22 protein-coding genes and 1 riboswitch are annotated in these 23,923 nt (G+C 60.9%); of the genes, 14 read left to right on the plus strand and 8 right to left on the minus strand.

Annotation, left to right across the window (positions count from 1 at the left end):
* Positions 1 to 488: 488 nt before the first annotated feature.
* The gene (locus Q0I65_RS08115; RefSeq protein WP_296062200.1) at positions 489 to 1,400 is read left to right on the plus strand and encodes an Abi family protein; all 912 of its coding nucleotides are present in this window, start codon (positions 489 to 491) and stop codon (positions 1,398 to 1,400) included.
* Positions 1,401 to 1,640: 240 nt separating this feature from the next.
* Entirely contained in the window at positions 1,641 to 2,552 is a 912-nt protein-coding gene (locus Q0I65_RS08120) for a DMT family transporter (RefSeq protein WP_296062202.1), read from the plus strand.
* A 13-nt stretch (positions 2,553 to 2,565) separates the two neighbouring features.
* Here the strand turns inward: Q0I65_RS08120 and Q0I65_RS08125 are convergent, their stop codons facing one another.
* The 5 genes from Q0I65_RS08125 to thiM form a co-directional block, all read right to left on the minus strand.
* Complete coding sequence (locus Q0I65_RS08125; protein ID WP_296062205.1) at positions 2,566 to 2,868, minus strand: hypothetical protein; 303 nt, start codon at positions 2,866 to 2,868, stop codon at positions 2,566 to 2,568.
* 137 nt (positions 2,869 to 3,005) lie between these two features.
* Positions 3,006 to 3,278, minus strand: a complete 273-nt coding sequence (locus tag Q0I65_RS08130; RefSeq protein ID WP_296062207.1) for a hypothetical protein — start codon at positions 3,276 to 3,278, stop codon at positions 3,006 to 3,008.
* A gap of 102 nt (positions 3,279 to 3,380) precedes the next feature.
* Positions 3,381 to 4,085: a thiamine phosphate synthase gene (locus Q0I65_RS08135; protein WP_296062208.1), complete on the minus strand. Its 705-nt coding sequence runs from the start codon at positions 4,083 to 4,085 to the stop codon at positions 3,381 to 3,383.
* Positions 4,082 to 4,504 (minus strand): thiamine-binding protein, encoded by a 423-nt coding sequence (locus tag Q0I65_RS08140; RefSeq protein ID WP_296062209.1) that lies wholly within the window; start codon positions 4,502 to 4,504, stop codon positions 4,082 to 4,084. The genes Q0I65_RS08135 and Q0I65_RS08140 overlap by 4 nt, the downstream gene beginning before the upstream one ends.
* Position 4,505: 1 nt before the next feature.
* Positions 4,506 to 5,345, minus strand: coding sequence for a hydroxyethylthiazole kinase (thiM, locus tag Q0I65_RS08145; RefSeq protein ID WP_296062211.1), 840 nt, complete (start codon positions 5,343 to 5,345; stop codon positions 4,506 to 4,508).
* A 77-nt stretch (positions 5,346 to 5,422) separates the two neighbouring features.
* Positions 5,423 to 5,538, minus strand: a riboswitch (TPP riboswitch).
* Between the two features lie 510 nt (positions 5,539 to 6,048).
* On the opposite strand from thiM, the gene Q0I65_RS08150 reads away from it, so the two are divergent.
* Entirely contained in the window at positions 6,049 to 7,041 is a 993-nt protein-coding gene (locus Q0I65_RS08150) for a DMT family transporter (protein ID WP_296062213.1), read from the plus strand.
* Positions 7,042 to 7,350: 309 nt separating this feature from the next.
* On the opposite strand, the gene rbr is transcribed toward Q0I65_RS08150, so the two are convergent.
* Positions 7,351 to 7,887: a rubrerythrin gene (gene rbr / locus Q0I65_RS08155; protein ID WP_296062216.1), complete on the minus strand. Its 537-nt coding sequence runs from the start codon at positions 7,885 to 7,887 to the stop codon at positions 7,351 to 7,353.
* 554 nt (positions 7,888 to 8,441) lie between these two features.
* Between rbr and Q0I65_RS08160 the strand changes: the two genes are divergently transcribed.
* A complete protein-coding gene (locus tag Q0I65_RS08160) occupies positions 8,442 to 9,110 on the plus strand; it encodes a GNAT family protein (protein ID WP_296062218.1) in 669 nt (222 codons plus the stop codon).
* Between the two features lie 223 nt (positions 9,111 to 9,333).
* Here the strand turns inward: Q0I65_RS08160 and Q0I65_RS08165 are convergent, their stop codons facing one another.
* On the minus strand, positions 9,334 to 10,668 hold the full coding sequence (locus tag Q0I65_RS08165; RefSeq protein ID WP_296062223.1) for an SPFH domain-containing protein: 1,335 nt from the start codon (positions 10,666 to 10,668) through the stop codon (positions 9,334 to 9,336).
* An 81-nt stretch (positions 10,669 to 10,749) separates the two neighbouring features.
* Positions 10,750 to 12,192, minus strand: a complete 1,443-nt coding sequence (locus Q0I65_RS08170; RefSeq protein WP_296062225.1) for a hypothetical protein — start codon at positions 12,190 to 12,192, stop codon at positions 10,750 to 10,752.
* Between the two features lie 378 nt (positions 12,193 to 12,570).
* On the opposite strand from Q0I65_RS08170, the gene Q0I65_RS08175 reads away from it, so the two are divergent.
* The 10 genes from Q0I65_RS08175 (at position 12,571) to Q0I65_RS08220 (ending at position 23,830) form a co-directional block, all read left to right on the plus strand.
* A complete protein-coding gene (locus Q0I65_RS08175; protein WP_296062228.1) occupies positions 12,571 to 14,328 on the plus strand; it encodes a histidine kinase N-terminal 7TM domain-containing protein in 1,758 nt (585 codons plus the stop codon).
* 4 nt (positions 14,329 to 14,332) lie between these two features.
* Entirely contained in the window at positions 14,333 to 15,796 is a 1,464-nt protein-coding gene (locus Q0I65_RS08180) for a hypothetical protein (protein WP_296062232.1), read from the plus strand.
* The gene (locus Q0I65_RS08185) at positions 15,793 to 16,428 is read left to right on the plus strand and encodes a response regulator transcription factor (RefSeq protein ID WP_296062235.1); all 636 of its coding nucleotides are present in this window, start codon (positions 15,793 to 15,795) and stop codon (positions 16,426 to 16,428) included. Before Q0I65_RS08180 ends, Q0I65_RS08185 begins: the two co-directional genes overlap by 4 nt.
* 147 nt (positions 16,429 to 16,575) lie before the next feature.
* Complete coding sequence (locus Q0I65_RS08190) at positions 16,576 to 17,310, plus strand: DUF4428 domain-containing protein (protein WP_296062238.1); 735 nt, start codon at positions 16,576 to 16,578, stop codon at positions 17,308 to 17,310.
* A 90-nt stretch (positions 17,311 to 17,400) separates the two neighbouring features.
* Positions 17,401 to 18,219, plus strand: a complete 819-nt coding sequence (locus tag Q0I65_RS08195; protein WP_296062241.1) for a hypothetical protein — start codon at positions 17,401 to 17,403, stop codon at positions 18,217 to 18,219.
* Positions 18,220 to 18,414: 195 nt separating this feature from the next.
* A complete protein-coding gene (locus Q0I65_RS08200; RefSeq protein WP_296062243.1) occupies positions 18,415 to 19,545 on the plus strand; it encodes an ABC transporter substrate-binding protein in 1,131 nt (376 codons plus the stop codon).
* 11 nt (positions 19,546 to 19,556) lie between these two features.
* Positions 19,557 to 20,654, plus strand: coding sequence for an iron ABC transporter permease (locus Q0I65_RS08205; protein WP_296062247.1), 1,098 nt, complete (start codon positions 19,557 to 19,559; stop codon positions 20,652 to 20,654).
* Positions 20,654 to 21,406 carry an ABC transporter ATP-binding protein gene (locus tag Q0I65_RS08210; RefSeq protein ID WP_296062249.1) on the plus strand — a complete coding sequence of 251 codons (753 nt, stop codon included), beginning with the start codon at positions 20,654 to 20,656 and terminating at the stop codon, positions 21,404 to 21,406. Before Q0I65_RS08205 ends, Q0I65_RS08210 begins: the two co-directional genes overlap by 1 nt.
* 10 nt (positions 21,407 to 21,416) lie before the next feature.
* Positions 21,417 to 22,001 (plus strand): class I SAM-dependent methyltransferase, encoded by a 585-nt coding sequence (locus tag Q0I65_RS08215; protein ID WP_296062252.1) that lies wholly within the window; start codon positions 21,417 to 21,419, stop codon positions 21,999 to 22,001.
* A gap of 263 nt (positions 22,002 to 22,264) precedes the next feature.
* Positions 22,265 to 23,830, plus strand: a complete 1,566-nt coding sequence (locus Q0I65_RS08220) for a DHA2 family efflux MFS transporter permease subunit (RefSeq protein ID WP_296062255.1) — start codon at positions 22,265 to 22,267, stop codon at positions 23,828 to 23,830.
* Positions 23,831 to 23,923: the final 93 nt, after the last annotated feature.

Raw genomic sequence — 23,923 nt, forward strand, 5'->3', positions numbered from 1 at the left:
ACAGGGTCTGCCAAGGGGAAATGGAACCATCCTACGATAGGGAGCTCTTCCCCGAGCTTCTTCGTCTCGACTTGCTGTTTGATCAGTTCAAATCCAGTTGGCATCAATGCCCCTTCCGCGATATCCTGAAAACCGATATGAATAACGGTCACATCTTCCATCAAATTTCATTTCCGCCTATAAAGCGACGGGTTCGGGATAATTCAATTGCCGGAAACAATAGGGGTTACCTTCGGGAAGGCGCCTCGGGTGTCTTTGTGACAACGTTGGGGAATGAGGCAACAGGCGGCCGGGCAAACGTAGTCATCTGGGGTCGAAGCAAAACAGCTTTTGCGCTGATTTCGATTAATTGAGAAGATTGTTGAATCGCGCACAATCTTAGCCTGCAAACCGCATTTTGTTGTAATATGAATACATCAGCGCCCACCCAAGCCTCTCAACGATGCTGAAATGCGGTGGGCCTTTCTGTTTTCAAAGGAGGTCGTGCCGTGTCCGACAAACGCTTCAAGTCGTTGGACGACCTCTGCTCGCTCCTCGTCGACGAGCGCAACCTTGCCTGCCGCGATCGCGATGAGCTGAAGCGCTTCCTGTCCAGGACAAACTACTATCGCTTCTCAGGTTATGCCCGAGAATTCCAGATTGACCCTCGCTACGGCGATGACCGTTTTATTGGGGATGCTTCTTTCGAGGAGATAAGGGAAATCGCTGAAATCGACAGTAAGATGCGTGCGCTTCTCTTGGAGCAGCTTAGTGTCGTGGAAATCGCCATGCGGGCCATGCTGACGCACGAGTACGGGCGTGATCACGGCGAACGTGCTTTCTATCTGAATACTGATTTCTATAAGGATGGTAGTGATGCGGCGAAAGACAAGCCCTTGGAAATCGTAAAGGGCATCCTTTCCGATTTGGAGCGGGATAAGGATCCCATGGTCTCTCGCTATGTTGATAAGTCTGTCGTCGGGGATACGCTCGCAAGTCGCTGCAATCGGTATGCTGAGGTTCCTATTTGGTTTGCCGTTGAGGTCATTTCTTTCGGCAGGGTCACTAATTTCGTCTCCTATGTTAAAGACATGGAGCCCGCCAAAAGGGCGACATCTTTCTTCGGCATCCAATGGGCGCCCTTCGCGGAGGTTCTGCATTCGCTTTGCGTGCTGAGAAACCTTTGTGCGCACCATCGACAGCTGTGGAATAGGAGGATGAGTATCCAGTGTCCCGTTCAAAAGAAGCTCAGGCCGCGAAACGTTAAGTTCGACGCAGCAAGTCCCTATGCCCAGCTGCTTATGCTCAATAGCTATCGTAAGAGAATCGAGGGAGACACAGGCCTGGCCGCCAGGATTGATTCGCTTATTAACGAGAATGCTCTTTACGCAGAGGGTTTTCTGTTGCCTAACCCCAAATAGGCTCAAGGAAGTTCTAACGTTGACGAACGAGATGAGCTCCGAGATGGCATTAATAAAGCGACGGGTTTGGGATAATTCAATTGCTGGAAACAATAGGGGTTACCTTCGGGAAAGTGCCCTCTTCGAGGGTTTCCCGATTTCGCTCCGCCGACTGTCGCTGAATCGTGTTTGTGCTGCGCCTGACTTGCTATAATGCCGCAGACGAACGATTCACGAGTGGTAAGGACCCTTTCGAAAACTATGCAAGAAGCGATACTCTCCCTAACCGCGCGAGGCCGCGCCAAAGGCCATCTCCTCGCCTTCCTCACCGTGTTCGTCTGGGGCATTACGTTCGTGTCGACGAAGGTGCTGCTCACCGTCGTGACCCCGATAGAGATTCTCTTTTTGCGTTTCATGCTGGGTTTTCTCGCGCTGTGCGTCATCCACCACCGCGTGACCCCCTTCATGGGCGCGCGCGTCGAGGCGCTGTTCGCGCTGGCGGGTGCAACGGGCGTGACGTTGTACTTCCTTATGGAGAACATCGCGCTCACCATGACGAGCGCCTCGAACGTCGGCGTGATCGTCGCCATCGCGCCCCTGTTCATCGCGCTCATTGCCACGTTCGTCACGCGCGAGGAGCGTGTCGGCGTGAAGTTCTTCGCGGGCTTCGTGATGGCGATATCGGGCATCGCGCTCATCAGCTTCACGGGCGCTGCCGCAGGTGACGCGGGGCTTGCAGGCTGCCTGCTCGCTGTGCTTGCGGCGCTGGCCTGGGCGGTCTATTCGACCATTGGCAAGCGCACCGCGAAACTGGGTCTTTCGACAGTGGCCACGACGAAGCGCACGTTTGCGTGGGGCCTCGTGTTCATGCTGCCGTTTTTGCCGATGATGGGCTTCGGCCAGGGAGCCGAGGGCGCGGGCCTTGCGGGGCTTCTCGACCCCGTCATGCTGGGCAATCTGCTGTTTTTGGGACTGGTCGCGTCTGCCACCTGCTATGTCATGTGGAACAAGGCGGCGTCGATTGTCGGCGTCGTGAACGTGAGCGCTTACCTTTACCTTACGCCCGTGGTGACGGTGGTCGCGTCCGTTATCGTGCTTGCCGAGCCGCTCACCTGGCAAATCGTGCTCGGCGTGGCGCTCACCGTGACGGGCCTCATCCTGTCGGAGCGCTAGGGGCCCCTCCTCGCTACTCGAAGGGGTGCGAGGTCAGGTGCCACCCGCCGCAGTACTCGCAGCGATAGATTTCAAGGCCGCGCGTCCCGCGCTCCTCGCACCATGTGCGCGTTTCTTCTGCCTCGTCCCTGGTCGCGTAGCGGTTTTTCTTCTCGCACGACTTCCAGCGCATCGCCGCGTCATGGTCGGCTTCGCGTTTCTGCTCGCGCCGCTCCTCGTTTGCAAACAGGTCGTCCAGTCCCCCAAGGCCGTTTTCGAGCTGGGATTTGAAGTCGGCCACTTCGCGTGCCCGCGCCGATCGCTTCTTGCTGCCCATGGTTTCCTCCCGTGCTCGCTTTCCCCATCTGGCCTTCCATTATTGCATGCAACTCAAGTCGTGCTTGCGATATAAAACATGCCGCCCGCGAACTTGAAGCTTGCGGGCGGCATTCGGAAGCTTGCGGGTTTCAAAAGCTATTCCCCAAGTTTGGACTTGAACTTCCAGTAGCCCAGATCCTTCGCGATCTCGGTGCCTTCCTCGTTGGCCTCGCCCAGCCACACCTGGATGGTCTCGATGCGGATGGTCTCCTTGAAGCCGGTTGGGTCGACCTCGACGCGCTCGTCGAAGAGGTTGCCGGGCGTGAGGAAGCGGGACACGCGTGCAAGGGCATCGTTGAGGTTGCCGAACGTGTAGGTGTACACCGCATCCGTGCCATGGAATTCCTTGATGCGAACCATGTAAGTCATCGCGTGCCCCTTTCGTGCGCTGCGTTGCGCATTGCTGCTGATTAGACGCCGACAACATATCGGCTTCGCCCATTATACCCTTGCGCGCGCTTTGCGGCTGACTCAGCTCGCCTTCGCTTCCCGCCACGCGCACACCAGCTCGCGCGCCGCCGCCTCTGGATTGCTCGCGCCGCAGACGGCGGACACGACAAAGAACCCGTCGACACCCGTTTGCGCAACGAGAGGAATGTCCGCCACCTTCACTCCCCCGCCGACCACGATGGGAACGGGGCTTGCGACGGCGAGTTCGCGCAGGTCATCGATGCTTTTCGTGATGATGGTGCCGTCGGCTGCGAGTCCGCAGTCGCGCTTGGTGGGCGTTTCGTGCAAAGGGCCAACGCCCAGGTAATCCACAAGGCTCATGTCCGCGGTCTTCACGTACTCAAGCATCTCATCCGCGCGCGCGGAAAGTCCCACGACCGCATCGGGGCCGAGGAGCTTGCGGCACGCTTCGACGGGAACGTCGGACTGCCCGACGTGCACGCCGTCGACCTTCACGCCCGCCTCCCGCGCGGCGAAGGCCACGTCGAGCCTGTCGTCGATGAGCAGCGCGACCTTCTTGCTTGCGCCCGCGCGCTCGATGGCACGGGCCGCCTCGTCGGCGCAGGCCATGAGCTCGCGCGCCGAGCACACCTTCGAGCGCACCTGCACGCAGGTGAACCCGGCTGCAAGCGTCGCCGAAACGACATCGCCCACGGGACGTCCGCACGTGTTCTCCGGCCCAATGACCAGGTAGGATGAAATATCGAGCACATCTCTCATGCTCATGCGCGCACCTCCTTGTTTTCGCTGGCGGCGAACATGTCGCTTGGGCTGTCGCTGCCGTTGGAGTTGCTCCCGTTGGTTTTGTCGGTCTCGCCATTCGTGTCGCCAGCACCCTGCGCGCCCTCGCCGTCAAGAAGGGCGTTCACGCGCGCCACCTTCTCGTCCATCATGTGGGAGAAGCCGGGGCGCACGTCGGCCTTCAGGATGACCTCGGTGCGAATGCCCTTCTCGGCGAGGACGAACGTCGCGTCGCGCACAACGCGCATCACCTCGTCCCATTCGCCCTCGATCTCGGTGAACATGGAATAGGTCCTGTTCGGAAGGCCTGACTCGCGGATGACCTTCACGACCTCGGCGACCTCGGAGGACAGCTCGTCTCCCACGCCGAAAGGCGCGATTGCCACGGCGATGAGCGTGTTCATGCTAGGCCTCCTCGATGCGCAGCGGGTTGTTCGCGATGTCGTCGGGCGTCGCGCGGTAGAGCTCGTCGATGAAGGCAACCTTGAAGCTCGCGGGCGCGTCCGTCGCAGTTGCCGCGCGCGTTCCCGCCACGTTGTAGTGAGCGACAGCGGCAAGCGCTGCAGTGAAGGGATCGGCCTGCGTGGCATAGACCGCGGCCACGCCGCCGAGGGAGCACCCGAAGCCCGTCACCTTGCCCATAAGTGCGCTGCCTCCCGTGGAATATGCTACGGTCGACCCATCGGTGACCAGGTCCGACTCGCCCGAGACTGCCACCGCGCCGCCCGTGTAGCGCGCAAGGGCCACGGCTGCGTCGCGTGCGGCCGCCACCGTGTCGGTAGTGTCGACGCCGCGGGCGCGGGAAAGCTCGCTCGCGTCGCCTTCCAGATCCCAAAGGCCTGCAAGTGCGATGATCTCGGAGGCGTTGCCGCGCACGATTGCTGGCTTGTAGGGCTTGAATCCGCGCAGAAGTTCGGTGCGCAGGCTGCCGATGCCGATGCCGACCGGGTCGAGCACCCAGGGCTTGCCCGCTGCGTGCGCTGCTGCGGCAGTGCGGGGAAGCGTCTTCTCGTATACGGGAAGCAGCGTCCCCATGTTTATATAGACTGCACCGCCCGCGGCGACGAGGCATTCGCCCTCGTCAGGCAGGTAGACCATGGCAGCGGAGCCTCCGACGGCGAGTTGCGAGTTCGCCACGAAGTCGATGGTCACGCTGTTGGTGATCGACCCCGCCATGGGATTGTTGGCGCGCACCTTGCTCGCCGCTTCTACGATTCCGCTTTGCAACTGGTTCATCTCAATCATGCGCATTCCTTTCAAGGACCTGCTCCGTCTGCGGAGCGTGGCATAAAAATGGGACGCCAGCATAAGCGGGCGCCCCAGATAGAACCTGAGATGCTCCCTACGCCAGCACTAACTGACAGGTTCAAAGGGTTAGGCTTGCGCCCTCTCAGCCAACCGAGCGTTTGTCGCACGATGGGCACCCCTGCATCGAACTTGTTGGGGCAATGGTACACCTAAGTTGGCCGCTGCGCGCGTACATGTCGGGCGACGGCTATCTCTCAGGTGGCGTTGCGGCGGGGTTGCTCCATCTGCTTGGTGCCCGGGAGATTTCCGAAAGCCGAGCGTGGCTTCCGCTTCGACTCGCTTTGCGCCAGCCTCCCGTGAGGCGTCTGATTGCTTCCCTCCCTTGCTTCCACCTGCGAGGCCCCTGCCTTTCTCGCGGTCTCTGCTACCTGGTTTCCGCCCGCTTCTCGGCTCCCCGCCCCCGCCTGTGAGCCTTCTTCTCGCATTTGCGCTCGCAACCTGGTATCATCTCTTTCGCTAAAACCTCACGTGGACTTTTTGGGCGTGCGCGGCAAGAGGGTTCTTCCTCGAAGGAATGGCGGCGGGAAGTCGTCTTCCCCTTTGCCTTGGCAGCGCGTCACTTTTCGCCACGTAGCCGAACGCTCGGTTGCGTGGTTTTTCTTCTCGCTCCTCGGGCGCCGATGTGCAAAAGGAGCTCACAGTGAAAGCGAACGACATGCCCGCCGCGATGCCGGTGGTGAACGCGACCGCCCCGCGCAAAGCGGCCCCAAGCGAGGCGACCAAAGTGCGCGCGATCGCGACGCTTGAAGTGTTTCTCGGCGGTGCAAGCTATGGTTTCATGGCGACTTCCTACAAGCTTTCTTACGCTGCGGGGTTCACCTCGAATCAAGTCGTCGCAGGTCAAGGATGGTTCGGCCTTATCCTATTCGCAATAGCCTTCGCGGTGTCGATGGCGCGCGGAAAATGCTGGCAACGTGTCGGTGTCCGCTCGGCGCTTTCGCTCATGGGGCTGGGATGCATCACCTGCTGCACCTCGATACTCTATTGCTACGCGATGAGCGTTCTGCCCGTTTCGGTGGCGCTCACGCTTTTGTTCCAGTTCACCTGGATCGGCACGGTGCTTCAGATCATCTTGACGCGCAAACCGCCTGCGCTCCCCCAGGTCATCGCGGCCGTGGTCGTCGTTGTCGGGACCGTGTTCGCGAGCGGCGTCTATAAAACGGGCATCGCGGGCTACGATCCGCTGGGACTTGTGTGCGGCTTTGGCGCGGCCGTCAGCTGCGCGTGCTTCGTGACGTTTTCAGGGAGGGTGAAGGCTCCCTGCTCGAACGAGCAGCGCGGTATGATTGTGTGCGCGGGCGTGGTCATCGCGTCGCACGTGGTGTGCCCCGACTTCATTGTTTCCGGCGTGCTGCTCGACGGCTTCGCTCCGTATGCGTTCGTGTGCGGGCTGTTCGGCATGACGCTGCCGGTTCTGCTGTTCGGCTTGGGAACGCCGCACCTGACGCCTGGTATGTCGACCATCATGACGTCGGCCGAGCTGCCAGCGGGCCTGCTCCTCGCCATGCTTGTGCTCGGGGAGCCGATTTCCGCTGTTGAATGGCTCGGCGTGGCGATCATCCTCGCCGGAGTTTGCATTGCGCAGGTTCGCCTCGGGAAGCGCTCGGAGGCGACGCCGCTCCCGACCGATTAGCGATGTGTGTGGCAGGAGCTTGCTGGGAGCGAGGTTGGCACCCGACCCCCTGTCCCGCTCGGGAGTGAGACAAATCACCCAGTCCTTGCGCCTCATTTTCCGCTGTCCGTACGAGATTGACGAGAGTTTGCAAAAACAGCAGGGACCTCGTAAATGTTCAGCGACTTATCCCTCAAATGGAACGGTAGAGAGGTCTATCATTTTCAGCTATGCGAATAGGTCCCAAGTGGCTGGAAATCTCATCAAGAAAGCCGCCCGAGGGCGGCTTTCTTGTGATGCTTGATATGGGCTTTCGAGATCGATTTCGGCTTAGAAGTTTTCAGCCGAAATTTCGAAGTATGCCCGCGGATGGTTGCAGACGGGGCACACATCCGGAGCCTTCGTGCCTACGACGATGTGGCCGCAATTACGGCATTCCCACACCTTGACCTCGCTCTTTTCAAACACAGCGGCGGTTTCAACGTTGTGCAGCAGCGCGCGGTAACGCTCTTCGTGGTGCTTCTCGATGGCACCAACCTGACGGAACTTTTCGGCGAGCTCGGGGAAGCCCTCTTCTTCAGCCGTCTTGGCGAACTCGTCGTACATGTCGGTCCACTCGAAGTTCTCGCCATCTGCCGCAGCGGCAAGGTTTTCCGCCGTGTTGCCAATGCCTTCGAGCTCGCGGAACCACATCTTGGCGTGGTACTGCTCGTTCGCCGAAGTCTTGCGGAAGATTTCGGCGATCTGCTCGTAGCCTTCGCTCTTCGCGACCGACGCGAAGTACGTGTATTTATTGGTCGCCTGCGACTCGCCGGCGAACGCAGCCTGCAGGTTTTTCTCAGTTTGGGTTCCGGCATATTTGGACATGTTGAATCCCCCTTCTTGGATTTCCAGCCGTGGGCCCATCGCCCGTGGCGTATACCGCAAATGGTACACCGCCCCAATACGATTTGGTAGGTTTTACCATACTGTTTCCGAATGCTTGGATTTTGAACATAGCATTAAAGTGACCACGTAGGAACGAGAAAACTCCCGGATTTTTCCCATCAGGCTTGAGAAAGGTCTGGGGAGTCTTTCGGCCGATTAGCAGCGCTTGGGAACGAGGCAGATCGCCCAGCCCTTGTCTTGCTTGGCTCGAAGCTGTCGGTGACGGTGACTTTCGGCACACGTTCCCCGCCTGTACAAGATTGACGATAGTTTGCAAAAATAGGCAGGGACCTCGTAAAAATTCAGCGAATTATTCCTCAAATAGGACGATAGTGGGGATTATCTTCGAAAGAAAAGGCTGATAATCTGTCAAGTAGACGATTTCTGCACAACTTATCGTCATTTTTGTACAGAGGTCATCCCGAACCGCGAAGCCGCTCCCCCGACTTCGGGCGACGCGCCTGTTTGAATCCCCCACCGGCAAGGAGGTTCCCATGCTCGAAACCGAACGGTTCATCCTACGCCCCTGGTGCGATGCCGACGCGCCGACGCTCTTTCGTTGGGCAAGCGACCCGCGGGTGGGGCCTCCCGCCAACTGGGCACCGTATGTGAGCGTCGAGCATGCCCGCGAGGTTCTCCACGCCGTGTACTGCGTGCCCGACACTTTCGCCATCTGTGCAAAGCACCTCGGGGAATTCGACGCCACCGCCATCGAGCGCATCGAGGGCGCGGCCGACTTCGGCGACATGACGCGCGGGTTTTCGGGGCGTGCGTTCTTGCGTGAGCGCAAGAAGGTGGCTTCGGCCCCGTTGAACCCCATCGGCAGTATCAGGTTCGTCAAGCCCGACCATGCCAACTGCGCAATCGGAGACAACGATCGGGAAATGGGAATCTGGCTGGCGGCTCCCTTTTGGGGCTTCGGAATCGCCCCCGAAGTGGCGAGCGCGATGCTGCGCTACGGATTCGGCGAGCGCGGGCTTTCCGCAATCTGGGTCTGCAACTTCGTGGAAAATGCGACATCTGCCCGTGCGAAGGACAAGCTCGGCTTCGAGCTCGTGCGCCTCGAGGAGGCAACCAACCCCGTCACGGGCATAGTGCGCACGCAGCAAGTCTCGGTGCTCACGAGAAGCTCGTGGGAAAACATGCAGAAGGCAACCGAATAAATCGGCTCATTCGCAAGCAACAAGTCGCGAGTTTTGCCATGCCATCTGGGCCTTCAATTCATGCTGGGGCCAAAACAAGGCCATAGAGCAACTAGCGGGGAGCGTGCGCCTCTTAAAGCAGAAAGGGCAGCCCATCGCGAAGAAGACGATGGGCTGCCCTCCTTCGCGTTCGCCAGCGGAAAAAAGCGCCTCGCCAGCGAACGCGATCAGTCTCAGTTCCTCGTTACGGACGCTTCGACCCGCAGTTGCCGCAGAAGGCGCCCGTGTTCTGCGCGCCGCACGAGCACGTCCAGCTACCGGCCGCCTCAGGCTTCTTCGACCCGCAGTTGCTGCAGAACTTGCCCGTGTTCTCGGCGCCGCACGAGCAGGTCCAGCTGCCAGCGGGCGAGGGCTTGGGCGACCCGCAGTTGCTGCAGAACTTGCCAGTATTCTGCGCGCCGCACGAACAGGTCCAGCCGCCCTCGCCGTTGCCGCCGCCGTTGCCGGCAGCAAAGCCGCCACCTGCGGCAACGTTGTACTGGCTTTGCGGCGTGCCGCCACCGCCCTGCTGGTTGAAGAGGCTACCGGCGTTCATGCCGCCAGCCATGTTCGCCATGCCCATGCCCATGAAGCCCGCCATGGCGCCCGATTCGTTCGCGGCAGCCGTGCGCATCGCGTCGGACTGCGCGGCGGCGATGTTCGCAGCAGCCATAGCCGGGTCGCGCATGACCGCGGCCTTCTGCAGGTCCTTGATCATCCGCTCGTCCTCTTCGGACGCGGCGATCGTGTTCACGCCGAAGGAAGCCACCTCGATGCCGCGCAGGTCGGCCCACTTCTCGGAGAGCACCTCGTTGAGGGCATCGGCGAGCTCGGTGGTGTGCGCGGGCACGGCGGAGTAGCGCACGCCCATTGCGGAAATCTTCGCGAAGGCGGGCTGCAGCGCCGTCAGAAGCTCGCTTTTCAGCTGCGAGTCGATCTTGTCGCGCGTGTAGGGCTCCTCCACGTTGCCGCACACGTTCTTGTAGAACAGCAGCGGGTCGGTGATCTTGTAGGAGTACTCGCCGTTGCAGCGCACCGAAATGTCCACGTCAAGGCCGATGTTCGCATCGACGACGCGGAAGGGGACCGGCGTTGCCGTGCCATACTTGTTGCCGATGATCTCCTTCTTGTTGAAGAAGTACACGCGCTGGTCTTTGCCCGTGTCGCCGCCGAAGGTGAAGCGGCCGCCCACGCGCTCGAAGGCCGTCTTGATGCGGTCGGTGATCTTGTCGTCGCCGAAGAACAGGCTCGGCTCGGAAGAGTTGTCGAACACGAATTCGCCAGGCTCGCCGCATGCGTCGACGATCGCGCCCTGCTCGACGATGATCATGTACTGGCCGTCGGCCACGGCGATGATCGAGCCGTCGGAGATGATGTTGCTCTCGCCCTTGGTGTTCGAAGAGCGGCCCTTGTCGGAGGTGCGCTTCGTGCCCTTGACCACCAGCGTGTCGGCGTTGAGCGCATCGCAGTAGAAATAGTCGCGCCAAGAATCGGCAAGTACGCCGCCCAGGGCGCCCGCGCCCGCTTTCAGAAGACCCATGATCGTTTCCTTTCCGTCGTTTTGCCTGATAGTATATTCGCTCGGGGCGCACGTCCGAAGCCGCGTGCCCCGTAGTTGCCGCTAGTCGTCGTCCTTGCTGATGCGCACGCGCGTGATGTGGGTCGTCACGTACCGGTCATCGGACCCGGTGAGCGTGAGCCCTTCCATCGTGATGTAGCCCCGCGCGTCGGTCTGCTCGCGGGCCGTCTTCATCTGATTGTAGAAGGCGATGCACACGAAGGTCGCGATGGCGAGCGGGATTCCAAAATCGACAAGCACGCTCGTGAGCTCGTCGTCGAACTGGAACACCGATACGTCGAGTCCGATCAAGATCGCCATGCACACGAGGAAGATGCCCAAAAACCACAGCACCACCTTTAAAGGCGACACCGGCAAGTCGCCGATGAAGCGCCCCGTCTGGCCGTTCATGGCGAACAGGAAGTCTTCGTCTTTGTAGAGCGTGTGCAAAAGCCACACGGGGAAAAGCGCCTGGGAAAGCCCGGTGATCTCGCTGTTCGCGTTGATGGACTCCTGCGTGACGTCGTCGTACCCGGTCACGGTGGCCTGCAGCTCGTCTTCCAAGCTGCCCTTCATGCGCCGCATGGCGCGCGGCTGGCAGGTGTCGGCCTCCTGGTCGTAGCGCTCGGCCAGGTACCCCGGCAGGTACGCCACGGAGAACGGCACGAGCTCGTCGAAGTCGAACGGCTCGATCGCGTCCATGTGCGCGTCGGGCATCTTCGCCGAGCCGTCGGCGGGAATGCGCTCGAAGTCGAGCGATCCCTCGCGGTACGCCTCGTAGACGTCGGTCTCGGTGACTTCCTCGTCGCCCGAGGTGTAGACGCGGGTGTTTTTGCACTCGTAGGTCGCGCTTCCCTCGGCGTTCCCGTCGTAGAGCCAAAACGGCACGTAGACGCCCTGCATGTGCGCGATACGGTTGCTCTGCACGAATTCTTTGGGAAGGAACTTCTTGCCCTTGTAGTACGAGGTGAGTGCGGAAGTCGCCTCTTCTTTGCTCACTTTGAAGGGAATGATGAAATCGGGCTTTGCCTCGTTTGAGAAGGTGCCGGGCACGACGGTGGGGTTCCCGCAGTACGGGCACTCCGAGACTGCCGTGGTCGCATCGACCGTGACCGCGGCGCCGCAAGAGGAGCACGTAAAGGAGCGCATTCCCTCGCGCTCGTCCTCGTTCCATGAGGCGCGCGAAAGGTACGCCTGGATGGGGTCGCTCGCGCTTGCGGAGACTTCTTTCGCGGCGGAAATCGTCTCGTTGGTGAGCACCGATGCCGCGCCTGCCGCTTCGTCGCCCATTCGCTCGAAGTCGCTTCGCTCCCCTGCCTCTGCCCGTTCGGTGTCGCTCTCGGCCTGTGCATCGGCTTTCTGCTGCTTGGCGGCATAGGCGGCCTCGACCTCGGCGGGTGTGAAGGCTCCGCCGCAGTAGTCGCAGTGCAGCTTTCCGTCGGCTCCTTCGAAGTGCAAAGGGCCCATGCATGAAGGGCACTGGTAGTTTACCGATTCAGTTGCCATTGGCTGACCTCCGACGTAGGCGGCTGCAGTTTCATCGTTCGCCCCCATGATACTTTATGCGCGCCATCCCGCGCGGTTTCGTCGTCGATTTCGTTGTGCCATGCGGCCAAAAAAACGCGGCTCGGTTGGCCGTGCGGTTATGGGGCTGGAAGCTCGCAACCCTCGACGAACGACTGCTACAATTCCGTAGTTCTGCGCCTCGTGCATAATCTAGCACTAAAAGTTCTGCGCATCGTGCATTGACGAGCCCCGAAGGTTTGCGCCCAAGCCATGCGGCCAAAAAAACGCGGCTCGGTTGGCCGCGCGGCCATCGTTTGATAGGGCGCTCAAGGTATACTTGGATAAAAGGGGATCGTGCGAGGAGGAAAGGTAGCTCGGATGGGCCGTGCAAGCGGAACAGACCCGCTCAAGGGGCGGATTGTGGCGGCCTGGGCCGTTTTCGCCCTTGTCCTTGGGGCTGTGCTCGCCGCCGTGCAGCTGGCTTCTCAGGCGGAAATCCGCTTCTTCGGTCTTCCGGGAAGCGGCCCGTCGAGCACGGCGGGACTGATGATCTTGGCGGGCTCGGGCTGTGTCGCCTGGGGGTTCTCCGTGCATTTGCGCTGTTCGGACATAAAAATTCGAGGCAATTTGAAGATCATCGCCGCGCTTCTCGCCGCCTGGCTTTTGGACGTGCTGCTGAAATACCCCGTGAAAAGCGATCTTGTCGCCTCGATCATGTGGTACCTCTACTACGTGCCGATGATGTTCATCCCCACGTTCTTCCTGGCAAGTGCCCTTCACGCAGCCGCCCTTGATCGGCATGTTGCATGGCGAAGGGTTGTCAGCATTGCTTGGGTTATCGACGCGGTGCTCTGCGTGCTCGTGCTGACGAACAACTACCATCACCTCGTGTTCGCGTTCGACTTATCCGATCCGCATTGGAGCAGGGATTATACCTATCAGGCGGGTTACTGGTGCGTGACCGCGTGGGCGCTTGTGCAGTATGTGGGCTTTTTCGCGGCGGCATTTCCCGCTGCTCGGGCCCAGCTGAAAAGCGCCTTTCTGCCGATGGCCATCATCCTTGGCGTTGGTGCGGCGTACTTTGCGTTGTTCATCGCTCGCAAGGCGGGGCTATTCTCGACGAACATCGCCCTCGTCTATAGCATCTTGGTTATTGTTGCGCTCGAACTATCGCTTGACCTGGGAATCCTTCCCTCATATGCCCGATACGACCAATTCTTCTCAAAACTCCCCTTCGATTTGAAAATCCTCTCGCGCAAGCGAGACGTTGTGTACCAAACCACCGCCGCGACTGAGATTCCCGATGCCGTGCGAACGACGCTTGGGGAAATCGAGACCCCGCGCTACGGCATCGTGTCGTTTCGCACGTCAGCCGTTCCCTCGACGCTGTTCAAGGTGTATTCGGTGGTGGGTGGCGACGCGCTTTTGTCCGAGGACATGACGGCGCTCGATGAGCGCAGGCGCCTGCTTTCCGAGCGCCAGGCGAAGCTGCGGCGCGCGAACGCCATGCTCAAGCGCAATCGGGAGCTCGCGATGACCTTCCATCGCCAGGAGGACGCCCGCGCGCTGTTTGCCGAGATCGAGCGCGCGCTCGAAAGCAAGACGCAGCGTATAAGCGAGCTGCTCGACGACCTGCCGCAGGGAAGCGACCCCGTCTCTGCTGCCGCCCGTCGCGAGCGGCTCATGGAAGTGAAGCTGCTCGTTGCGTACTGCAAGCGCAAGGGCGGGCTTATCTTGGCGGAGAAAAGCGACCCCGACTTCAATCGCGAGCGGCTCGAGCTCGTCTTCAACGAGACAGCTGCCGATTTGCGCTCGCTCGACATCGAGTGCGCGGCACTTGTGGAGACATCGGGGGTGCTCCCTGCGGCTACGGTGAGCGTGCTCTACGACTGCCTCTACGACTTCGCGGCGGCGGCGTTCTCGGCGAGAAACCCGGTTCTCATGCTGTTCGTACGCGACGGGAAGTCGGGTGAGGTGGAGATGCGTGCCGCTCTCGAATCGGACGGCGCCGTGGGGCCGAGATTCCAGGAATCGCTTGATGAGTTGCGAAAATCGCTGATTTCGCAACATGCGGCCTTCACGCTGGAAACGTCGAGGGACAGCGCGAGCCTCTCGGTTTCACTCGAGGGAAGGTGATCGCATGGGTTTTCTCTTCGAGCTGGATACCCCCGTAGTCGTTGCGCTCGTGATCTCGTTCTACATCGCCGCGGGAGGGCAGCTGCTCCATGTGCTCTTCCTCTCGACGCGCCGTGGCGCGCGTCCCTTCTCTCTCGTCAAGCTCTACGAGGTGCTGCTCTTCGTACATCTGCTGCTTGCGGCGGCGACGGCGAACAGCGTCCACAGCGGCTACGGCGTGGCGCTTTTTCGCCTGAAGGCGTTCTCGTTCCCCATTGAGTCGCTTCTGTGGATAGACGCCGTGGCGGCGCTTTTGGGGCTTGCGCTGGCGATTGTCTACCGACGCCCCATCATGACGAGTGAGATCGCCCTCATGGCGCTCATCACCCCGCCGTCCATCGGTATGCTGGGTCATTTGGCGCCGTATCTCCTCATCGGCGATGCGGCGTTCTTCGTCTTTCGCGTGGGAGCTGCGCTTACCCTCGATGTGCGCGCCGGGCGGCGCTCCGTCTCGCGCCTGTCGATCATCGATTCTATTCGGGCACTGCCCGAGGGCGTCATCTGCGCCGATGACGAGGGACGCATCCTCTTCATGAACGAGTCGATGCGCTCGTGTCTGACGGCGCTCGGTTTTGCGGGTGACATTGCCGAGACGCGCGGGGTGTGGGATGACCTCGAAGAGATGGCGAACAAGGCGGAAGGGGGCGCGGACGCGGTTTTGCCGGAAGGCATTCGTCTTGAGATATCCCCCGATGAAACGCGGCTTTTCATGCGCGACCGGGTGAGGCTCGGCCACAAGGAGTACCGCCGGATGGTGGCCTTCGACGTGACCGAGGAGGAGTCCATCAACTCCGACATCGAGCGCATGAACCATTTTCTCGACGTGGCGAACACCGAGCTTGTCGCGGCCGTCGAGAACGCGCGCGAAGTCTCGCGCAACGAGGCGATCTTGCGCATGCGCTCGCGCGTGCACGACACCGTCGGTCAGCGCCTGTCCATCCTCCACCGCTATCTGGAAGACGACGACCCCGACCCCGAGAAGCTTGCATGCGTGGTAGACCTCGCTCGCACGGTCGTGGAAGATCTCGCCGAGCCCGACGACATCGACGCCGAGGGCGCCCTTCGCGCAATTGAGAGCTCGTTTTCCCTGGTGGGAATTGTCATTTCAGTGGAAGGCCCGCTTCCCTGCCGCCCTGAGGTCGCCATCGCCTTCGTCGACGTCGTCCGCGAGGCCGCGACCAACGCCGCCAAGCACGGGCAGGCGCATCGGGTCGATGTCTGTTTCGGCGAATCATCAGGTTGCTACACGCTTTCCGTTCAAAACGACGGGGCCGCCGCGCGCGGAGAGGTGCACGAGGGCACGGGTTTCCCCTCGATGCGCCAGACGCTCTCGCGCGTGGGCGGCACGCTTTCCATCGTATCGACTTCCCCGTTCACCATCGAGGCCCAGGCGCCGTGCACGCCGCCGCATGAAGGAGAGGACCAATGATCAAGATCGTCATCGTAGAAGACCAGACTATGCTGCGCGATTCGCTCGCCCAGACCATCGACGCGCAGCCCGACATGGAGGTCGTGGCTTCCCTCGCCGATGCCGCTTTCGCGCTTGATGAAGTGGAGAAGACGGGCGCCACCTGCGCACTTCTGGATGTGTGTACCGAAAACGACTCAAGCGGTATCGTTGCTGCGCGCCGCATCAAGGAATCCCATCCCGAGGTGCGCGTCGTCATCATGACGGGTATGCCCGAGATCACCTTCATCGAGCAGGCCCGTGCCGCGCACGTCGACAGCTTCGTGTACAAAAACGTCGGCACGAACGACCTTCTTGGCATCATCCGCTCCACGATGGAGGGCTACTCCACCTTCCCGCGCGCCCAGCAGAGCATCTTCTCGGACGCGGCTGCGCTGACCGACGTGGAGGTCGATATCCTGCGCCTCGTGTGCGAGACCAAGACGCGCAAGGAAATCGCGCAAGAGCTCTTCCTGTCCGAGGGCACGGTCAAGCGCCACATCTCCGAGATTCTCGCGAAGACTGGCTACGACAACATCCTGCGCCTTGCGGTCCATGCGGTCTCAAGCGGGCTCATCGTCCCGAAAATGCGCGATGAGCAGGAGACGCGCTAAATCGTATCCTTCCCTTTCCGCACGAAATGGCCACGCGGTCGCACTTTGCGCTGCGCTGCGGGCCATAGGGTCGTTGCCGCGGAGGCCTCTTTCCCTCACCATGAAGGTAACGAAAACTTCGTTGGATGCGCGGGAAGGAGTGCGGGTATGGGATTGTTTGGAAAGATCTTCGAGAAGAAGAGCTGCGATATCTGCGGAGGGGAAATCGGCTTGCTCGGCAACAGGAAGCTCGAAGACGGCAACCTGTGCAAAGAGTGCGCCAAGAAGCTCTCCCCCTTCTTCAGCGAGCGCAGGCGCTCGACGGTCGAGCAGATTCGCGAGCAGCTCGCCTACCGCGAGGCGAACAAGGACCGAGTCGCCGGGTTCAACACGACGCGCACGCTCGGAGGTGACACCAAGGTGCTCCTCGACGAGGACGCGCAGTGCTTCATCGTCACCTCTTCGTCGCGGTGGCGCGATGCGAACCCGGACGTGATGGACTTCTCCCAAGTTACCGGGTGTGATTCGGAGGTTCGCGAGACCCGCACCGAAATCTATCGCGAGGACTCCGAAGGCCACCGGGAAAGCTACGACCCGCCGCGCTACGACATCGACTACGACGTGTACCTTACCATCCACGTGAACTCGCCTTACTTCGACGAGATCACCTTCAAGGTCAACGATAGCCGCATCGAGGAGCGCTATTCCGTGGAATTCCGCGAGGCGGAGCGCCAGGCCAACGAGATCCGCGAGGCGCTCACGAGCCTGCGCGAGACGGTGCGCGAGAACGTTGCGGCGGCGAAGGCTCCGAAGGCAGCAGTGACCTGCCCGTTCTGCGGGGCCACCACAATGCCGGACGCGAACGGGCGCTGCGAGTTCTGCGGCGGCGCGATCGGGCTTTAACACCGCGGGCACCATCGTCGGGGCGGTAAGCTCCGGCGTGCACGATAGAGTGGTTGGAATGGGAAAGCTATTCGGGAAGGAAGTGCTACCATGAAATCGAAGTTGAAGGTATTCGGAGTTGTCGCATTCGCCATCGCGCTGTGCTTCGCGCTCGTCGGCTGCGGCGGGGGCGACAAGGGCGACCCCAAGAAGGCGGTCATCGGAACGTGGGAGCTCTCCGAGCTCACGGGCGCTTCCGAAGACGATATGGCCATGATGAAGGCGTTCGGCCTCACGGTCGAGGCGACCTTCGCCGAGGACGGCACGTTCAAGCTCGGCATGTTCGGCGAGTCGCTCGACGGCACCTGGGATGCCAAGTCGGCTGACAAGGTGTCCCTGACGATCGAGGGCGACAGCGTTGACGCGACGATCAAGGACGGCGTGCTCTCCATCGAGGTTGATGGCGAGGGCATGAAGTTCAAGAAGACGAGCGACGAGGTCAAGGACCTAGGCTCGAGCTCGGCCACCTCTGATAGCGGTACTACCACCGGCTCGAGCGCGACGGACGACCAGGCGATTCAGGCCATCGACAAGGAGATCTACAGCGACGACAACATCTCCGTGATGGTTGTCGACAAGAAGCAGGATTGGCTCGACTCCTGCGGCTACACCCTGGTCATCACGAATAAGAGCGCCGACACGGCGATCGATTTCAGCGGCTCTTACGGCACCTGGACGGTGAACGGCAAGATGATCAGCCCCTACATCTACGAGACGATTCAGCCGAACGCTTACGCTGAGACGTTCATGACCTTCATGGACGACAGCATCAAGAGCATCGACGATCTCGTGAACGTACAGGGCTCCTTCGAGGTCACGAACTCCAAGACCTACGACGAGATCGTGACGTTCCAGGTTACGATGCCGTAGCGGAATAGCTCGATAGCGGCTCGCCTGCACCTGGTGCAGATGTGCTGACGAATAAGGCGCCGCGTCCCGGTAAGGGGCGCGGTGCCTTGCTGTGTTCGGGGCGCCGTTCTCGGAATAGGTGTGTTACGAATTAAACATTCGTGTTACTATCAGTCGCAGCGATTCGATACGATTCAAAGCGAAGGGAAGAAGCTCATGTTGAAGAGAATGAGGGCGTGCGGCGCGGTTGCCGTAGTGGCCTGCCTGTGCGCGTGCCTGTTTGCGTATGCGGGCTGTTCTGCGCCTGCGGGCACGGGCTCGTCGGAGGGGGCGCAGGATGCCGCGGCAACGAAGACGGTGGTCGACGCATACGGTCGAAGCGTCGAGGTTCCCGCCGATGTCCAAAGCGCGGCGACCGTCGGCAGCGGCGCGCGCTTCGTCGTGTATGCGGGCGGGCAGGACAAGCTCATTGCCGCAACCGAGATGGAAACCGAGCCGGCCTTAAACCGTCCGTACACGATTGCGTACAAGGATCTTTTTGCCAACTTGCCGGCGACGAGCAACGGAAACCATCTGCTCGAGACGAACGTCAACGAGGAGCAGCTCATGGAGCTCGCACCTGACGTAATCATCTCGAGCCGCAGCGCTGAAGAGTGCGACTCGCTCCAGGCGGATACGGGCATCCCCGTTATCGGCATCACCTACCAAAACCAGCTGTTCACCGACAACGTATACACCTCGATCACCTGCGTCGGCGAGGCGCTGGGCACGCAGGACCACGCGCAGGAGGTCGTCTCGAAGCTCAAGGAATGGGACGCCGACTTGAAGGCGCGCACGGCGGACATCCCCGATGCCGACAAGCCGAGCGTCTACGTTGGCGCCGTCAATTACAAGGGCGCTAAGAGCTTCACCGGAACGTACGCGAACTACGCCCCGCTCGTCGAGCTCGGCGCGAAAAACGTCGCCGACGAGACGGGCCAGAAAGCCGCCATCGACGTCGATCTCGAGCAGATCGGCAACTGGGACCCCGACTTCATGTTCTTGAACGCGGGCAACATGGACCTCATGAAGGCCGACTATGCCAACAACAAGATTTTCTTCGATGACCTGAAGGCATTTAAGGAGGGCCACCTCTACACGCAGCCGTTCTTTAACTTCAACGGTACCAACATCGACACGGGCATCTGCGACACGTACTTCATCGGTGCGACCATCTACCCCGAAAAGTTCGCCGACGTCGATCTGGATGTGAAGTATTCCGAGATCTACACCACGCTTCTCGGCGTCGACTTCTACCAAACCATGAAGAATGCGGGCATAGGCTTCACGACGCTTTCTTTCAGCTAGAATAACCGCTTATGGAAGAGGACAAAATCACAACTGCGAGCTTGCCCGGCGAGGGGAAAGCGTCCCGTGACGCGTATGCGGGCTATATCAGGCGCAAGCGCCTCGTGCTTGTCGTTCTCTTCGTCGCGGTTGTCGGTATAGCTGTGTTCTCGATGACGATGGGATCGCTTCAGATTGCCCCTCTCGATGTGGTGCGCGCGGTCTTCGGGCAGGGCGATGTGCGTACCGTCGCCGCAGTTCAAAACATTCGTCTCCCCCGCGTCTTGACGGCTATCGTCGCCGGGGTGGCGCTCGCGCTTGCGGGGTGCGCCTACCAAAGCGTCCTGCGCAACCCGCTTGCCTCGGCGAGCACGCTCGGTATCTCGCAGGGCGCTGCGTTCGGTGCCTCGCTTGCAATCATCGTCTTCGCAGGTGGTGCGGGCGTGTCCGCCGCCTACGAGGGCATCTCGACCGCTGACCCCGTAACGACGGCGCTCTTCGCGTTTGCGGGCGCAATGCTCTCGACGGTGGTGATCCTGCTTTTGTCGCGCGTGCGCGAGATGACCCCTGAAAGCATCGTGTTGCTCGGCGTTGCCTTGTCGGCACTGTTCACCGCAGGTACCACGATCGTGCAATACTTTGCAGAAGACTCCCAGGTCGCTGCCGTGGTCTTTTGGACATTCGGCGATCTGGGCCGCGTGAGCAGAAGCCAGCTCGCCGTGATGGTGCTCGTCACCGCGGTGAGCGCTGTGTTCTTCTTTGCGAACCGCTGGGCCATGAACGCGATTGAGTCGGGCGAGGGCCTCGCCCACAGCTTGGGCATCTCCGTGAACGGCGTGCGCCTCGCGAACATGCTGGTCGCGAGCGCGGCGGCCTCGACGGTGATTGCCTTTTGCGGGATCGTCAACTTCGTCGGGCTGGTCGCGCCGCACGTGATGCGCCGTGTGCTCGGGGCTGACTACCGCTTCCTCCTTCCCGCTTCGGCACTCGCCGGCGCGGGAATACTGCTGGTGTCCGATATCCTCTGCCACGTCGTTGTCGCGCCGCTGATCTTGCCGATTTCGGCAATCACATCGTTCGTCGGCGCGCCGATCTTCATCTACCTGTTGTTTCGGGGGGTGAGCCGCTGATGCTTACAGCCTGTGGGCTCGGCTTCTCCTACCGGGCGGGAACTCCCGTTTTGCGCGACGTGTCGGTCAAGCTTTCGCCGGGGTCGTTCACAGCGATTCTCGGGGTGAACGGATGCGGCAAGTCGACGCTTCTGTCATGCCTGATGGGACTGCGCAAACCCGATGCGGGGCAGGTGCTCCTCGACGGCGTGCCCATGGGCGAGGTCAAGCGGCGTGCGCGGGCGCAAAAGGTCGCGCTCGTCGCCCAGCACAGCCACGCGAATCGCCTCACAGTCTATGATTCGGTACTCGTCGGGCGCCATCCTCTAATGCAGGGCGCGCCGACGGAGGCCGACCATGTTGTTGTCCGCGAGACGCTCGAGCGGCTGGGGCTTTCCGCTTACTCGTTGCGCTATGCCGATGAGCTTTCGGGCGGAGAGTACCAGAAGATGGTTCTCGCGCGGGCGTTCGTGCAACAGGCCGAGACGCTTCTGCTCGACGAGCCGACCAACAACCTCGATCCTGCCAACCAGCAGGAGGTCATGCGGGAGGTTCGCCGTGAAGTCGACGAGCGCGGCATCGCCGCCTGTGCGGTTATGCACGACATCAACCTGGCGATTCGCTATTGCGACTGCTTCCTCTTCCTGAAAGACGGCAAGGTCGATGCCGCAGGCGGGCGGGAATGCGTCACGTCCGAGCGCATCAATCGGATCTACGGCATGGACGCAGACATTATCGAGCACGGCGGGAGACCGGTGGTCATTCCGCGATGAAGGGATTGTTATGGACAAGGTAGCAGCGTACTTCAACGAGCGCGCGGGCAAGTGGGATGAAAGCGGCTGTTCGGGTGAGAGCCGCGTGCAGGGGGCGGTGCTCTCGCTCGTCGATCTGAAGTCGGGCAACTCGGTGCTCGATTTGGGGTGCGGCACGGGCGTGATGATCCCCTTCTACCTTGCCGCCCGAGCGGGAAAGATCGTGGCGGTCGACGTGTCGGAGAATATGATCGAGCGTGCGAAGGAAAAGTTCGGCAGCGAACAATCCGTGGAGCTTCGTGCCTCCGACGCGCTCTTGCTCGATGAAGGCGAGCGCTTTGATGCCGTGGTTATCTACAACGCCTACCCCCACTTTTTCGAGAAGCAAGCCTTGGTCGAGAAGGTGTATCGCCTGGTCAAGCCAGGAGGGCGTTTCGTCGTCGCCCATGGATCGGGCAGAGACGTCATCAACCGCCACCATGACGCCGTTGCCGCGGGGGTGAGCTGCGGCCTGCGCGCAGCGAGCGAGGAGAGCGCTCTTTGGGCAGACAAGTTCGAAATCGAGGCGCTGGTGGACACGCCGGGCTTCTACGCGTTCTCCGGTGTTCGGAGGTAGCGTTTGTCTGCGCCTGGCTCTTAAGGGCGGCAGGAGGCGTGCGCACGCGAATCGCGCTGTGGCGCCTGCAATTCGCAGAAATCCACAAAGTCTTCGCTTACGAAGCGCTTTCGATTTGTGCTTAACTTGAGGTAGTCAAAAGGCGCAGTGAGACGCTGCATACGTTATGCAGAGGTGGTCGCAACGAGCATGTTGCGACCACTTTTTTATGCTGACGTGGGCTTTTGGCGAGTATCACCCCTAAGAAAGGAGCAATTGAGATAGTGACTTCGAGCAATGCAAACCTTCCCCGCGCCCGTGTTGAGGTGGCGCATCCTTATCTTGCCCTCATGGGGCTTTTCTGCGGCGGCTTTGCTGGAATGTACAGTGAGACCGCGCTCAATATCGCCCTGCCGCAGCTGTCGATGGCATTCAGTGTCGACGTTTCCGTCACGCAATGGCTTGTGGTGGGTTACATGCTTGTGATCGGCGTGGTTCTGCCGCTTGCGGGCCTGCTCATGAAGTGGTTTTCTGCGCGAAAGCTCACCGTGTTCGCGCTGGGCGCCTTCTTCGTCGGCGCAATTGTGAGCACTGCTGCCCCCTCGTTTGCCGTGGCGCTCGTCGGGCGCGCGATGCAGGGGGTCGGCACGGGGCTTGTCCTTCCCATCATGTTTGCCATGGTGCTCGAAGTGATTCCCCCGCATAAGATTGGCGCCGCCATGGGAACGAGCGCGCTTGTCATCATGTTCGCGCCTGCTATCGGCCCCACGCTCGCGGGCGCGCTTGTGGGTGCCGGCTCGTGGCGCCTCGTGTTCGCAAGCTTCGCGGTGATTGCTCTTGTGGGAATCGTCTTTGCATTGAAGTTCGAGGTGAATCCCTACAAGTTGACCAAGCCTTCGATCGATGGGCTGTCCATCGTGCTTTCGGTTGTGGGTTTCGGCGGCGTCGTGTTCGGGGCTGGGATGGCGAGCTCGTACGGATGGACTTCCCCTGTCGTGCTGGCTGCGCTCGTTGCGGGTGCTGTATGCCTAGTGCTGTATGCGCGTCGTCAGCTTTCCATGGAGACGCCGATCATCGATGTGCGCATCTTCTCTCATCAGGGATTTCGCGTCGGTGTTGTGTGCATGATGGTTAATTTCGGGGTCACGCTTTCCGCAATGTACATCCTGCCGCAGTTCTACCAGAACAGCATGTTGTTGGCGGTGGCTGTGACGGGCGTGGTCATGCTGCCCGGCGGCGTCGTGAACGCGCTCGTGAGTATGGTTGCCGGTCGCATTTACGACCGCATCGGCGCGCGCGGGCCTGCGCTGTGCGGTTTCGGATTATCCATTGTGGGTGCGGCGGCTCTGCTTTTCGCCACGCCCGAGTCTTCGCTTGTCTACGTGGTCGCTTGCCATATCGTCATGATGATTGGTGTTCCGCTTGCGATGTCGCCTTGCCAGACGCACGCGCTCTCGTCGTTGCCGCACAACCTGTCGACCGATGGCTCTACGGCACTCAATACGATGCAGCAGGTGCTTGGAGCTGTGTGCACTGCGGTGGCGACAAGCCTTCTTACCGCAGGTCAGGCGAGTTATGTTGCTGCAGGTGGGACTGACGCGACGCTCGCCTTCACGCAGGGGTCTCACTGGGGATTCGCGTTCGCTCTCGCGCTTGCGGTGATCGGTTTTGCGTGTGCGCTGTGCATCAAGGTGAAGAAGCGTGTGAACGTGGGGACGGGAGAGGTTGCCGCTGCAAACGCAGCCGATCTCTCTGCTGCTCGCGCCGCCGCGAAGGCTTCGGCTGCGGGTAATGCGGGAAGCGATGGGGCTTCTCCGCGCGACGTAGCGAAGTCGGGGGCTCGTGCATAGTGTGAGCGGCTCCGGCCGGTAGGTGCTGACCTCATCGAAGTGCGTTCCTCTTGGTTTCAACCTATGAGGGGCCTAAACGCAGAGGGCGAATGC

Source organism: uncultured Ellagibacter sp., from assembly GCF_934643285.1.
Taxonomy (GTDB): domain Bacteria; phylum Actinomycetota; class Coriobacteriia; order Coriobacteriales; family Eggerthellaceae; genus Ellagibacter.

Coding starts and splice junctions, on each gene's coding strand:
- rbr (WP_296062216.1), bottom strand. CDS start 7,887: ATGTCCAAATATGCCGGAACCCAAACTGAGAAAAACCTGCAGGCTGCG.
- Q0I65_RS08130 (WP_296062207.1), bottom strand. CDS start 3,278: ATGACTTACATGGTTCGCATCAAGGAATTCCATGGCACGGATGCGGTG.
- Q0I65_RS08185 (WP_296062235.1), top strand. CDS start 15,793: ATGATCAAGATCGTCATCGTAGAAGACCAGACTATGCTGCGCGATTCG.
- Q0I65_RS08195 (WP_296062241.1), top strand. CDS start 17,401: ATGAAATCGAAGTTGAAGGTATTCGGAGTTGTCGCATTCGCCATCGCG.
- Q0I65_RS08190 (WP_296062238.1), top strand. CDS start 16,576: ATGGGATTGTTTGGAAAGATCTTCGAGAAGAAGAGCTGCGATATCTGC.
- Q0I65_RS08160 (WP_296062218.1), top strand. CDS start 8,442: ATGCTCGAAACCGAACGGTTCATCCTACGCCCCTGGTGCGATGCCGAC.
- Q0I65_RS08165 (WP_296062223.1), bottom strand. CDS start 10,668: ATGGGTCTTCTGAAAGCGGGCGCGGGCGCCCTGGGCGGCGTACTTGCC.
- Q0I65_RS08215 (WP_296062252.1), top strand. CDS start 21,417: ATGGACAAGGTAGCAGCGTACTTCAACGAGCGCGCGGGCAAGTGGGAT.
- Q0I65_RS08205 (WP_296062247.1), top strand. CDS start 19,557: ATGGAAGAGGACAAAATCACAACTGCGAGCTTGCCCGGCGAGGGGAAA.
- thiM (WP_296062211.1), bottom strand. CDS start 5,345: ATGATTGAGATGAACCAGTTGCAAAGCGGAATCGTAGAAGCGGCGAGC.
- Q0I65_RS08140 (WP_296062209.1), bottom strand. CDS start 4,504: ATGAACACGCTCATCGCCGTGGCAATCGCGCCTTTCGGCGTGGGAGAC.
- Q0I65_RS08180 (WP_296062232.1), top strand. CDS start 14,333: ATGGGTTTTCTCTTCGAGCTGGATACCCCCGTAGTCGTTGCGCTCGTG.
- Q0I65_RS08125 (WP_296062205.1), bottom strand. CDS start 2,868: ATGGGCAGCAAGAAGCGATCGGCGCGGGCACGCGAAGTGGCCGACTTC.
- Q0I65_RS08170 (WP_296062225.1), bottom strand. CDS start 12,192: ATGGCAACTGAATCGGTAAACTACCAGTGCCCTTCATGCATGGGCCCT.
- Q0I65_RS08120 (WP_296062202.1), top strand. CDS start 1,641: ATGCAAGAAGCGATACTCTCCCTAACCGCGCGAGGCCGCGCCAAAGGC.
- Q0I65_RS08210 (WP_296062249.1), top strand. CDS start 20,654: ATGCTTACAGCCTGTGGGCTCGGCTTCTCCTACCGGGCGGGAACTCCC.
- Q0I65_RS08200 (WP_296062243.1), top strand. CDS start 18,415: ATGTTGAAGAGAATGAGGGCGTGCGGCGCGGTTGCCGTAGTGGCCTGC.
- Q0I65_RS08175 (WP_296062228.1), top strand. CDS start 12,571: ATGGGCCGTGCAAGCGGAACAGACCCGCTCAAGGGGCGGATTGTGGCG.
- Q0I65_RS08135 (WP_296062208.1), bottom strand. CDS start 4,085: ATGAGCATGAGAGATGTGCTCGATATTTCATCCTACCTGGTCATTGGG.